We start from the raw sequence: 11,819 nt of genomic DNA, 5'->3' as shown, positions 1-11,819 counted from the left end.
CCCTTCAAGGCCTGATCCCTTTCCCAAGCCTGACCCCCGTCGACGCCGCGGCCGTCAGGCACGCTCCAGTGCCTCGGCGGCCCCGGCGGCGACTGCCTCCGCGACGGCCGTCAGCGCGGGGGAGTCCAGCTTCCACTGCTGCCAGAACAGCGGGGCGGCCATGGCCCGCCCCGGCGCGAGGTCGACCAGCCGCCCCGCGTCGAGCAACGGCTCCGCCTGGGTCGCGGGCACCATGCCCCAGCCCATCCCCGTGACCACCGCGTCGACGAAGCCCTCCGACGTCGGCACGTAGTGCCGTCGGGCGGAGGCCGGACGGCCCCCGGTCAGACCCCGCACGAAGGCGTCCTGGAACTCGTCCCGCCGGTCGAAGAACACCACCGGCGCGTCGACGATCAGCTCCTCCAGCGGCGCGTCCGATCCGGCGCCGAGCCACCTCCCGGCGAAGGCCGGAGCCGCGACGGGCAGGTACCGCATCAGCCCGAGAGACCGGACCGAGCAGCCGGCCACGGCGTCCGGCGCCGAGGTGACCGCGGCCATCACCAGCCCCTCGCGCAGCAGCCGGGCCGTGTGCTGCTCGTCCTCGCGGAGCAGCTCGTAACAGGGCCGCAGCTCCTCGGGCACCCGGGTCAGGGCGGGCAGGAACCAGGTCGCCAGCGAGTCGGCGTTCACCGCGATCGACACCCGGGTCGCCTCCCCGGCGCCGGTCATGCCGAGTGCGGCGTGCGCGTCGTGTTCGAGGCGGGACAGCTGGCGTGCGAACTGGACGATCACCTCGCCGGACTCTGTGGGCCGCACCGGCTTCTCCCGGATCAGCAGGACCCGGCCGACGCGCTGCTCCAGGGCCTTGACCCGCTGGCTGACCGCCGACGGCGTCACATGCAGCGCACCGGCCGCGGCGTCGAACGTGCCCTCGTCCACCACGGCGAGCAGGGTCCGGACGAGATCGAGCGGAAGCTGGGACATCACGAGCGCATCACCACTGCTAATGATACGTAAGAATCTTTAGCTGTACGCATGGCGCGGAATTTTCTAGCGTCGACCCTGTGCTCAGCGAAATGACCGCCCTCAGCGCCGGATTCGGCACCGGCCTCTCCCTCATCGTCGCCATCGGCGCCCAGAACGCCTTCGTCCTGCGCCAAGGACTGCACCGGGACGCGGTGCTCGCGGTCGTGGCGATCTGCGCCCTGTCCGACGCGGTGCTGATCGCGCTCGGCGTCGCCGGGGTCGGCGCCGTGGTCGTCGCCTGGCCGGCCGCCCTCACCGCTGTCGCCCTCGTCGGCGGCGGCTTCCTCGTCGTTTACGGCATCCTCGCCGCACGCCGCGCGCTCAGGCCCGCCGGTGACGCGCTGCGGGCGGGGAGCGGAACGGAGGGCTCGGTGCGCCGGGCCGTCCTCACCTGTCTGGCGCTGACCTGGCTGAACCCCCACGTCTACCTCGACACCGTGTTCCTGGTCGGCTCCATCGCCGCCGACCGCGGCCCCCTGCGCTGGACCTTCGGCATCGGCGCGGCCCTGGCGAGCCTGTGCTGGTTCGCGGCCCTCGGGTTCGGCGCCCGGCTGCTCAGCCGCTTCCTGTCCCGTCCCGAGGCATGGCGCGCCCTGGACGGCCTGGTCGCGGTCACCATGCTCGTCCTCGGCGGCATGCTGATCGCCGGGGCGTGAACCGGGGCGTGAACCGGGGCGTTGAACCGGGGCGGAACCGGGGCGTGAGCCGGGCGCGGTGCCTCGCGACGGCGGTGGGACCGGCGGCCGAAGCGGTGCCGACAGCAGGTGAGACAGCGGCGGAACCCGACCCGCTGTCCCGCCGGTGGTGATCTCCGCGACACCACCAGGAGCACCGGCGACGACACCGCCCCGGAGGACGACCCGGGGCCGCGCCCCGCGGCGGCCGGCGCCGCTTCGCCATGGACACCCGACCGCTGCGCCGGCCCGCCTACCGGCGCCTGTGGCCCTCCACCGTCGTCGGCGCCACCAGGCCCCACCACCTCGACGACGCCGTGGCCGCCCTCGACATCACCCTCACCGACAAGGAGATCGAGGAACTGGAGCGGCCCTACACGCCCCGCGCGATCAGCGGCCACTGAGCCGCGCCCGCTTCCGGACGAGCGGCGTTCCGGGCGAAGGCCGTTCCGAGCGACGGCCGTTCCGGACGAAAGGCGTTCCGGGCGAGCGGACGGCGGGCGTCCGGAAGCGGGCGCGGCTCAGTGGCCGCGCCGCGCCTACGGCCGCTCGCCCGGGCCGCGCCTCAGGGCCGGGTGTACTCCTGGCGCACGGTCGTCGCCAGCCGGGTCAGCGCTTCCTCGGCGCCCTCGCGATCGGTCCTGTCCAACAGGGCGAGGGCGTCCGCCGCGGCCAGCCGCACCCGTTGCGGCACCTCGTCCAGGGCGGCCATCCGATAGGCGATGGTGCGCCGGGCCTCCCGCTCCTCGGGCGAGACCCCGGACGGCCCGGTGCGGGGGAAGACGGCGGCCTCGTACGCCGTCACATGGATGAGTACGCCGTGGGCGATCCCCTCGGCGTACCCCCGCTGGCCCGCCTGACGCTGCGCCATGGCGAAGTGCGCCATCGCCCGCCGCCGCACGATCAGCGATCCCACCATGCCCACGAGACCCGCGCAGACGGCCGCGCCCAGCGCGATGACGCCGCCGCCGAGCAACGCGCCGATCAGGGCGCCGCCCGCCATGAGCAGGCAGGTCAGCCCGGTGGTGAGCATCAGCAGGGCGCGTGCGGGAGTGAGCGAGGCCATGACGCGCAGTCTCTCAGCTCCACGTCCGGCGTCCCAAGCCGAATCCGCCGCCCGCTGACGGCCGGTCACACCGGCCGATCACGTCGTCGACCGCGGTCCCGTGTCGGCTGCCCGCGGTCGCGCCGCGACGGGCCGGACGGTCAACTACCCACCGGCCGGGGAAGATCCAGCATCGGCATAGGGTGTCGTCCGTGACAGCCCGCGAGTCCGACGAGGCGGTCGCCGATCAGAGTGAGGCCGAGGGGGAGACCGCCGACCCATGAACCAGATCCTGTACGCCGGGGCCATAGGCCTGTTCCTGACGCTCATCGGCACACCGCTGCTGATCAAGCTGCTGGCCCGCAAGGGATACGGCCAGTACATCCGGGACGACGGCCCCCGCGAGCACGCCAGCAAGCGCGGCACTCCGACCATGGGCGGCATCGCCTTCATCCTGGCCACCCTCGTCGCCTATGCGCTGACCAAGATCCTCACCGGTGAGAGCCCCACCTATCCCGGTGTCCTGGTGCTGTTCCTGATGGCGGGCATGGGCGTCGTCGGGTTCCTCGACGACTACATCAAGATCGTCAAGCGGCGTTCGCTCGGTCTGCGGGCCGGGGCGAAGATGGCCGGCCAGCTCGTCGTCGGCATCGTCTTCGCCGTGCTGGCCATCCGGTTCGCGGACGAGCGGGGCCAGACGCCCGCCTCGCTGAAACTGTCCTTCGTCACGGACTTCGGCTGGACCATCGGGCCGGTCCTGTTCGTCGTCTGGGCACTGTTCATGATCCTCGCCATGTCGAACGGCGTGAACCTCACCGACGGTCTGGACGGACTGGCGACCGGCGCGTCCGTCATGGTCTTCGGCGGCTACACCTTCATCGGTCTGTGGCAGTTCCAGAACTCCTGCGCCAACGCCATGGAACTCACCGACCCCGCCTCCTGCATCGAGGTGCGCGATCCGCTCGACCTGGCCGTCGTCGCCGCCGCGCTGATGGGAGCCTGCTTCGGCTTCCTGTGGTGGAACACCTCACCGGCCAAGATCTTCATGGGCGACACCGGTTCACTGGCCCTCGGCGGCGCCCTGGCGGGCCTCGCCATCTGCTCCCGCACCGAGCTGCTGCTCGTGGTGCTCGGCGGACTCTTCGTGCTGATCACCCTGTCCGTGATCATCCAGGTCGGCTCGTTCAAGCTGACCGGCCGACGGGTCTTCCGAATGGCCCCGCTGCAACACCACTTCGAACTCAAGGGCTGGTCCGAAGTCCTGGTCGTCGTCCGCTTCTGGACCATCCAGGGCATCTGCGTGATCGTCGGCCTGGGCCTCTTCTACACGGGCTGGGCCGCGGGCTGAGCCTCCGGGGGCGTGTCGCGAAGCCCCGTCGGCCACCCGTCGGTCACGCGGCACGCCCGAGCCGTCGGCGCTCAGTCGAGGCAGAACTCGTTGCCCTCGATGTCCTGCATCACGATGCACGACTCATAGACGCCGTCGGCACGCAGCAGTCGTTCGCGGACCGCGCCGAGCGCGACCAGCCGGGCACACTCGGCCTCCAGTGCGGCCAGGCGCTCTTCCCCCACGAGCCCGGTGCCGACCCGCACGTCGAGGTGGACCCGGTTCTTGACGACCTTGCCTTCGGGGACGCGCTGGAAGTACAGGCGCGGGCCCACGCCTGTGGGATCGCTGCACGCGAACCCCTGCCCCTGTCGCTCGGGTGGCAGGGAGCGGTCGAAATCGTCCCACGTCGCGAACCCCTCCGGCGGCGGTGGTACGACGTACCCCAGCACCTCGCACCAGAAGCGGGCGAGACGCTCGGGATCCGCGCAGTCGAAGGTGACCTGGAACTTCTTGATCGAAGACATCGGCGCACCATAACGCCTGCCGCGCGGCTGCGCGAAGGGAATTCGGTCAGCGGGGAAGCACACGGCCCGACGGCCCGCTGATCCGTGCCTGCCGAACCTTCCTGCCTGGTTCGGCAGGACGGAGAAGCGTCCTCCCCGTCTCGACCCTGATCGGCCGCGAGGCGGGGACGGATGCCTCCTCCGGCAGCCGGGCCGTCCGGAGGCGGCGAACCGCTCCGCGGGCGCCTCCTCGGGAGCGTCGGCCATGGGATCGCGGCCACGGTGCAGCAGAAGGCCGGTGCGCAACGCCTTCGGGCACCCGAGAGCACAGGGCTCCGGCACCCGCCCTCGTCGGCTCGCCCGGGCTCGCCGCATCCGGGCCGGGCCGGACCCGCGCCGCGGGCACACACGCCCCGGCGGGGGGCCGCGCGCGGGCACACGCGCCCGGACACCGGCCGATCCGGTGGAATGCGACGTTCAAGACACCCCGCTCGCCCCCAACCGCACGGCCCGCAGGTGCTCCGCCAAGGGGCCGAGCCCGACGTCGTGGCGGCGTTCGTCGACCGTCTCGGGGTGGCGGATCGGGTACGGGAAGAGCGTGCCGGGATTGATGCGGGTGCCGTAGAACTGAGGCTGGTCCAGTTCGACCGCGCAGTGGTCGGCGATATAGGCGTGGTGCACGGCGGGGCAGCGGCCGTCCGCGACGGCCTCGGCGATCAGATCGCGGCAGGTCAGCTGGAACCCCAGGTCCGGGGAGTGCAGCAGGATCATGAGGGCGGCCGTCGAGGCCGGCTCTCCGACGAGGGCCGCGGTGGGCCAGCCGTGCCGGGCGACGATCGCGCGGAGGGCGTCCGCGTTGCCGGCCCGGCACTCGGCGATGCGGACGCGGGCCCGGACGGTCGGGGCGGACCGCGCCTCGTGGGCCAGCCGTCGCTCGTCCTCCGCCCTGCGGACCAGCTCGGCGGCCAGGACCCGGTGTGGCGGAGCGGTGGTGCGGGGGGCGTCTTCCCTGGTCGGGGCGTCTCTCACATCGGCTCCCGTACGGCGAGGGAGAACCATACGCGCTTGCCCACGTCGCCCGCGTCCGGCGGATCGGTGCCCCAGTCGTCGGCCAGCGCGGCGACGATGGCCAGCCCGCGCCCCGATTCGGCGGTGGCGTCCACCGCCCTGGGCCGGGGCCGTGCGGGCGAGGGGTCGGCGAGCGTCACGCGTAGTGCGCGCTCGGAGCATTCGACGGTGACGGCGATGGTGTCGGCGGGGCCGGCGCTCGTGTGCCGGACCGCGTTGGCGAACAGTTCGTCCGTGGCGAGCACGGCGTCGTCGGCGATCGCGGACAGGTCCCATCGTGCGAGATGCGCGGCCACCATGCGCCGCACCCCGGCGGCGCACGACGCACGCGCGGGCACCGCCATGCGGACCAGTCGGGACCTCTGGAGCGAGATCAAGGCAGCATCACCGCGTCCGCCCCCGGGGCCGCCCCGCCGGACGGGGCGGTACGGACGCTCCAGCCGGGGTCGTGCGCCAGTGCGGCAGGGATCCGCCGGCGGGTCGCGCGGACACGGACTGCCGTCATCGGGTTCCTCCTCGGTGCTCGGGGCGGCCGCTGACGGCCGCCGGTGCTGTTGTCGAAGACAACAGCACCGGCCCCGCAGAACACCAGGTGGTGGAGGGGTTGTGCAGGTGCGGGCGAGTAGTGGCGCGGGCTGTGCCCCACCCCCCCGGGATCCCTCGCCCGCGAACCCGGTAACGGCCGTGTCCGCGTCAACGCCGTGTCACCGGGCCCGATGCGCATCCCGGGCCGCCGGCACGCGCACCCCGTACGGTGAGGCGACGTCATCCCGAGCGCAGGTCACGGCGGTTGCAGCCGGCCGGCCACCCTGCGGCCCACGGCCTGGCTCGGCGCCTCCACGCAACGGTAGGTCAGCAGACACAGGGGCAGCAGCACGGCGTAGAAGGCCACGACGAGTGCGAGACTGTCCTGCCGCCGTCGGCCGATCGTGCCGTCGATCACGGCCAGCAGCAGCGGATGCACCAGATAGACCGAGTAGCTGATCGTGCCCAGTCCGGTCAGCAGCCTCGGCACGCGTCGGCGGCGGAACAGCAGTCCGACGGCGAAGGAGAGCACAGCCAGCAGGAACGCGGCGATCCAGCCGCGCCGTGTGAAGTGGCCGCCGTCGCCGTACCCATAGGCGCTCCACACGGCACAGGCGACGACCAAGGTGGCGGTGACTGCCGCCAGAAGCCAGGTGCTCCGACCGTGCTCGGCACGGTGGAAGGCGGTGCCCAGAAACATCACTGCGAGGATCGTCAGCCCCTCCCAGAGCGGGACCGTGCCGTTGAACGGGACCAGGACGAGTGCCGGCACACCGCCCAACAGGCCCCCGAACCAACGGAGTACGGGCGACCCGGCGCTCGCGCAGCAGATGGCCACCCCCATGGTGGTCGAAGCGGCCGCGATCAACGGCCCCGTGCCGACCAGGCCGGACAGCGCAGAACCTGACAGGGACACCCCCGCCGCCACGCTCGCCGCGCCGAGTCCGGCCAGGACGACCGCGACCGCCGCGGACCGCCGGTGCAGGCGCACCGTGAAGAGAGCGACGACCAGCAGATAGAAGGACATCTCGTACGAGAGCGTCCACAGCACGAGCAGGAGATTCGGCGTCCCGAGCAACTCCTGGAGCATCGTCGCGTGCGCCGCGGCCACGGCGATCGCACTCTGCCCGCCGAAGTCACGCAACGGTGCGAGGCCGGACAGCTGAAGCGCGAGGAGGGCGGTGACGACGGCGGCCCACAGCGGATACACACGGAACAGGCGCCCGATCCAGAAGGTCCGCACGCAGCCCACACGTTCGAGCGACGCAGGGATGATATAGCCGCTCACGAGGAAGAACACCATGATCCCGTAGCGGCCGGCATTGAACTGCGGCATCACCTCCCGCCGGAAGTCCGCCATGAAGGTGTACGACGCGTGGTCGAACACCACGACGAGCGCGGCGAGACCTCGCAATGCGTCAAGCCAGCCCAGCCGGGCTGGACCCTCCAGTGTGGTGACTTTAGGTAAAAGATTTATTGCCGAGCGTGATGGTGTCCGTGCGGCCGGGACGGCAGATGGGGATTCCATGTGCGGAGGGAGATTCCTTCTGGTGAGGTCGGGATGCGACGTCACCGAGTTCAACGGCTGGATCATTGTTCGGCAGCACTGCGACGGCGACCGAACAATGAACCGGGTGCGTGCGTCGTCCGTGTGGCCAGGCCAGGCCAGGCCAGGCCAGGGGAGCGGGGCCGCTTCTGAAACCGGAGCGGCCGGGAGGGGGAAGGCGTGGCGGGGCGTCATGAGGTGCCGGTGGATCCGGCGGCTGGTCCGGTGCAGCGGTTCGCGTACGGGTTACGCAGGTTGAGGGCGGAGGCGGACGGCATCACCTACCGGTCGCTCGCCCGGCGGGCGGGCTACTCGGTGACCACGCTGTCCCAGGCCGCGGCGGGCGAGCGGTTGCCGACGCTGCCGGTGGCCCTCGCCTATGCGGAGGCGTGCGGTGGGGACCTCGATGAATGGGAGGCCCGGTGGAAGGAGGCGGTGCGGGAGGCGGCCGGTGACGGCTCTCCGGAGGACGACGGATCACCCTCCCCGTACCGGGGGCTGGCACGCTTCGAGACCGGGGACAGCGGCCTGTTCTTCGGCCGGGAGCAGCTCACCGCCGACCTGGTCGCCCTGCTGCGCCGCCGGCGGTTCGCCGCGCTCTTCGGGCCTTCCGGCAGCGGAAAGTCCTCCCTGCTGCGGGCGGGTCTGATCCCCGTCCTGCGGAACGCCCGGGAACCGGGCTTCCGCCCGGCCGCGATCCGGATCCTGACACCGGGCGAACGGCCCGCCCACAGGCATGCCCCCCTCCTGTCACCGGCGAAGTCGTCCGACGACGGTGCGGGGGACACGATCGTGGTCGTCGACCAGTTCGAAGAGGTATTCACCCTCTGCCACGACCAGACCGAGCGAGCCCGCTTCGTCGAACTGCTGCTGACGGCCCGACGGCCCGAGAGCCGCCTGCGCGTCCTGCTCGCGGTGCGCGGTGACTTCTACGGACGCTGCGCCGAGCACCGCGACCTCGCCGACGCGTTGCGCGACGCCAACCTCCTCGCCGGCGCGATGAACGAGGCGGAACTTCGCGATGCCGTCGTCAAGCCGGCCAGGGCCGCGGGACTGTCCGTGGAACGCGCCCTCACCGCCCGTCTCGTCGGGGAGGTCGCCGACGCGCCGGGCGGACTGCCGTTGCTGTCCCACGCGTTGCTGGAGACCTGGCGCCGCCGCCGAGGCAGGACATTGACCATGGCGGGGTACGAGGCGGCCGGATGCCTGGACGGTGCGATCGCCAGGACCGCCGAGGAGGTCCACGGCCGTTTCACGGAGGACCAGGCGGCCGCCGCCCGCCGGGTGCTGCTGCGCCTGGTGGCTCCCGGCGACGACACGCCCGACACTCGCCGGCCCGTCCAACGCGCCGAACTGCCCGGCACGGGTGGTGACGCCGCGGGTCGGGACGACACCGCCCGGGTGGTGGAGGAACTCGCCCGGGCGCGGCTGCTCACATTGAACGGCGACACGGTCGAGATGGCCCATGAGGCACTGATCACGGCCTGGCCCCGCCTGCGCGAGTGGATCGAGGAGGACCGCGAACGCCTCCGCCTGCACCGGAAGCTGACCGAGGCGTCCCACACCTGGCATCAACTGGGATGCGAGCAGGGCGCCTTGTGGCGCGGAAGCCGACTCGCCGCCGCCCGGGAACACTTCGGTGGCGCGGCGCGAGGAGAGCTGACCGACGGGGAACGTGCCTTCCTCGACGCCGGACACGAAGAGGAACGGAAGGGGCGGCGACGGTCCCGACTGCTGCTCACGGCGGTCACCGCCGCTCTGTGCCTCGCCCTCGTCGCCACCGGCCTCGCCGTCGGGCAGTGGCAGAGCGCGGTCGCCGCCCAGTACCTGGCCGAGTCCCGTCAACTGGCGGCCCGGTCAAATGCGTTGCTCGATTCCGAACCCGACCTCGCCGCCCTGCTAGCCGTCCACGCCTACCGGACCAGTCCCACCCGGGAAGCGTCCGCCGCCCTGTTCGCCGCCGCGGCACTGCCGTTGCGTAACCGCCTGGCCGGTGGCACCGAACCCGTGCATGCCCTCGCCCTCAGCCCCGACGGACGCACCGTCGCCGCCCACAGCGGAGACGGCGGTGTGCGGATCTGGGACCTGCCAGGTGGCCGGCTCCGCCTGACGCTCATCGTCCGCGACAACGGCGGGGGCATGGAGTTCAGCCCCGACGGACGCACCCTCGCCGTCGCCTCCGCCACCGGTTCCGGAGTGGTGATCGGCCTGTGGGACCCCGTCACCGGCAGGAAACTGAGAACCCTGGCCGTCCCCGACGGCGCGGTACGCGGCATGGCCTTCAGCCCCGACGGCCGGGCCGTGGCCGCCTCGTCGCCGTCGGCCGTACGTGTGTGGGACGTGACCACCGGCCGTGAGCGGCACCGCCTCACCGGCCATCTCGATCCGCGAGCGGTCGCCTTCGGCCCCGACGGAAGCACCGTCGTCTCGGTGAGCCCCGGTGGCAGGGTGCGGGTGTGGGACGCGGTCACGGGCCGCACCCGGTCCGGCCACGACAGCCGGACCGCGGGCGGGGCGGTGACTCTCAGCCCCGACGGCCGGACGTACGCGGAGACGCGGGCCGACGATGTGGTGCACCTGCGCGACGTGGCCACCGGCCGCGTACGGCGCACCCTCAGGGCTGCTCCAGGCGGTGCGAACGAGGTGGTCTTCACTCCCGACGGCCGGACCCTCGCCGTCCCGGGGGCCGGAGGCACCGTGCGCGTGTGGGACACCGCCTCCGGCGAGGTGCGGGCCACCGTGACCACCGGTCACCGCCGGAGGGGGAGGGTGGAAGCGGTCCTGAGTGCGGACGGGCGCACCCTGGTCACCGGCAGCGCCGTGGAAACCGGCGTCCGCGTCCACCGTGTCGGGCGCGATCGCCCGGTGACCACTCTGCGGGGCCCTGCCGGGACGTATGTGTCCGACTTGGCCTTCAGCCCGGACGGACACACGGTGGGCGCGGTGCAGCAGGGTCCGCCCGGCCGCCGGACGGTGCAGCTGTGGGACACCGGAACAGGCGACCGCGAAGCCGTGCTGGCGCTCGACGCCGGCCCGGCACCACGGGGGCAGCAGTCGCCTCCGACAGCTTCCCGCGACGGTGCCGTCGGGTTCGGAGCGACGGGACGTGCCCTGGCCGCCCGGGTCGTCGGGCACAGACTGGTCGAGGTACGGGAGATCGCCACGGGGCGCCTTCATCGCAGCCGTGCGCTGGGAGGAGTCGACATGGTGGTCTTCAGCCCCGGAGGGGCCCGGCTTGCCGTGGTCGACACGGCAGGACGGGTAAGGATCTGGTCCCTGTCCACCGGCACACTCCGCACCGTCGGCCGCGGCCGACCAGTCAGGACGGTCGCGTTCACCCCGGACGGCCGCACACTCGCCGTCGTCGACGTAGGGTCCGGCGGCGACCGGGTCACGCTGTTCGACGCCGCGACCGGCCGCGTCGAACGCGTCGTCCAGCCCGGTGCCCGCGGCTCGCTGACGCTCGCGTTCAGCCCGGACGGGCGCACCCTCGCCACCCTCAGCGGCACGGATCTGAAGACATGGAGCGTGCGCACCGGCCGGCTCCGGAACAGCCTGCGTGTCGAGGGTGGGGACGCGCCGCCGGTCTTCAGCCCCGATGGACGGACCCTGGCCGTCAGCGGCGCCGAACGAGTCCGCCTGTGGGACCTCGCCACGGGCCTGCCCAGGATGACCCTGCCGACCCGATCCCATCCGGTAGTTGCGTTCAGCCCGGACGGACGGACCCTGGCCATCGGTACGGGCGGCACGGTCGGGCTGTGGCAGGTCGACCTGCCTGACCCGGACGGCGCCGTCCGCGACATCTGCGAGGCCGCCGGCCGCGCTCTCACCTCAGTGGAACGGTCCCGGTACCTGCCCGCCGGGTCAGACGGCACCGGCTGCGAGACGGTCGCGTGACAGGCCCGTCGGCGGACGGAACTCCGGGGGGCGCTGACAGATCCTCAGTCCGCTGCTCTGTCCTGTCCATGACATCCATCCGGGCTGGGCGGCCGGTGCTCCGCGGCGGTTGTTCGGCGTGCTCTGGCAGCGGGACCTGCTCGGCGACGCCACCGCCCCGGACAGCGTGCTCGCCGCGCAGTCCTCGTACGGGCGGCGCGAACTGGCCGCCGTACCGCAGCCGCTG

Annotated in this window: 10 protein-coding genes and 1 pseudogene; 4 read left to right on the top strand and 7 right to left on the bottom strand. The window is 72.6% G+C overall.

The features are described 5' to 3' along the window. Nucleotides 1–54: 54 nt before the first annotated feature. Nucleotides 55–966 (bottom strand): LysR family transcriptional regulator ArgP, encoded by a 912-nt coding sequence (locus AC067N_RS31400; RefSeq protein ID WP_478682289.1) that lies wholly within the window; start codon nucleotides 964–966, stop codon nucleotides 55–57. Nucleotides 967–1,055: 89 nt separating this feature from the next. Here AC067N_RS31400 and AC067N_RS31395 point away from each other — a divergent pair, with 89 nt between their 5' ends. Further along, on the top strand, nucleotides 1,056–1,661 hold the full coding sequence (locus AC067N_RS31395) for a LysE/ArgO family amino acid transporter (protein WP_478682288.1): 606 nt from the start codon (nucleotides 1,056–1,058) through the stop codon (nucleotides 1,659–1,661). Nucleotides 1,662–1,957: 296 nt separating this feature from the next. Beyond that, nucleotides 1,958–2,083: pseudogene (locus AC067N_RS31390) on the top strand (aldo/keto reductase); the annotation flags it as partial. Between the two features lie 161 nt (nucleotides 2,084–2,244). On the opposite strand, the gene AC067N_RS31385 reads toward AC067N_RS31390, so the two are convergent. Further along, on the bottom strand, nucleotides 2,245–2,745 hold the full coding sequence (locus AC067N_RS31385) for a hypothetical protein (RefSeq protein ID WP_478682287.1): 501 nt from the start codon (nucleotides 2,743–2,745) through the stop codon (nucleotides 2,245–2,247). A gap of 259 nt (nucleotides 2,746–3,004) precedes the next feature. On the opposite strand from AC067N_RS31385, the gene mraY reads away from it, so the two are divergent. Further along, nucleotides 3,005–4,072: a phospho-N-acetylmuramoyl-pentapeptide-transferase gene (gene mraY, locus AC067N_RS31380; protein WP_159765356.1), complete on the top strand. Its 1,068-nt coding sequence runs from the start codon at nucleotides 3,005–3,007 to the stop codon at nucleotides 4,070–4,072. Between the two features lie 71 nt (nucleotides 4,073–4,143). Here mraY and AC067N_RS31375 read toward each other — a convergent pair whose 3' ends face one another. The 5 genes from AC067N_RS31375 to AC067N_RS31355 all read right to left on the bottom strand — a co-directional run bounded on the left by AC067N_RS31375 (nucleotide 4,144) and on the right by AC067N_RS31355 (nucleotide 7,582). Continuing rightward, entirely contained in the window at nucleotides 4,144–4,578 is a 435-nt protein-coding gene (locus AC067N_RS31375) for a VOC family protein (RefSeq protein ID WP_478682286.1), read from the bottom strand. A gap of 456 nt (nucleotides 4,579–5,034) precedes the next feature. Then, nucleotides 5,035–5,586 (bottom strand): DUF6624 domain-containing protein, encoded by a 552-nt coding sequence (locus tag AC067N_RS31370; RefSeq protein WP_478682285.1) that lies wholly within the window; start codon nucleotides 5,584–5,586, stop codon nucleotides 5,035–5,037. Next, nucleotides 5,583–5,969: an ATP-binding protein gene (locus AC067N_RS31365; RefSeq protein WP_478682284.1), complete on the bottom strand. Its 387-nt coding sequence runs from the start codon at nucleotides 5,967–5,969 to the stop codon at nucleotides 5,583–5,585. The genes AC067N_RS31370 and AC067N_RS31365 overlap by 4 nt, the downstream gene beginning before the upstream one ends. 29 nt (nucleotides 5,970–5,998) lie before the next feature. Next, complete coding sequence (locus AC067N_RS31360) at nucleotides 5,999–6,130, bottom strand: hypothetical protein (protein WP_478682283.1); 132 nt, start codon at nucleotides 6,128–6,130, stop codon at nucleotides 5,999–6,001. A 276-nt stretch (nucleotides 6,131–6,406) separates the two neighbouring features. Next, nucleotides 6,407–7,582 (bottom strand): acyltransferase family protein, encoded by a 1,176-nt coding sequence (locus AC067N_RS31355; RefSeq protein ID WP_478682357.1) that lies wholly within the window; start codon nucleotides 7,580–7,582, stop codon nucleotides 6,407–6,409. A gap of 294 nt (nucleotides 7,583–7,876) precedes the next feature. Between AC067N_RS31355 and AC067N_RS31350 the strand changes: the two genes are divergently transcribed. Beyond that, nucleotides 7,877–11,593, top strand: a complete 3,717-nt coding sequence (locus AC067N_RS31350; RefSeq protein ID WP_478682282.1) for an nSTAND1 domain-containing NTPase — start codon at nucleotides 7,877–7,879, stop codon at nucleotides 11,591–11,593. Nucleotides 11,594–11,819: the final 226 nt, after the last annotated feature.

The organism is Streptomyces sp. NPDC042364 (assembly GCF_056437585.1).
This window is presented reverse-complemented; position numbering and strand designations above follow the sequence as displayed.

Excerpts from the sequence above, each read along its gene's own strand:
- AC067N_RS31395 (WP_478682288.1), top strand. The coding sequence starts at position 1,056 with ATGACCGCCCTCAGCGCCGGATTCGGCACCGGCCTCTCCCTCATCGTC.
- AC067N_RS31385 (WP_478682287.1), bottom strand. The coding sequence starts at position 2,745 with ATGGCCTCGCTCACTCCCGCACGCGCCCTGCTGATGCTCACCACCGGG.
- mraY (WP_159765356.1), top strand. The coding sequence starts at position 3,005 with ATGAACCAGATCCTGTACGCCGGGGCCATAGGCCTGTTCCTGACGCTC.
- AC067N_RS31375 (WP_478682286.1), bottom strand. The coding sequence starts at position 4,578 with ATGTCTTCGATCAAGAAGTTCCAGGTCACCTTCGACTGCGCGGATCCC.
- AC067N_RS31365 (WP_478682284.1), bottom strand. The coding sequence starts at position 5,969 with ATGGCGGTGCCCGCGCGTGCGTCGTGCGCCGCCGGGGTGCGGCGCATG.
- AC067N_RS31360 (WP_478682283.1), bottom strand. The coding sequence starts at position 6,130 with ATGACGGCAGTCCGTGTCCGCGCGACCCGCCGGCGGATCCCTGCCGCA.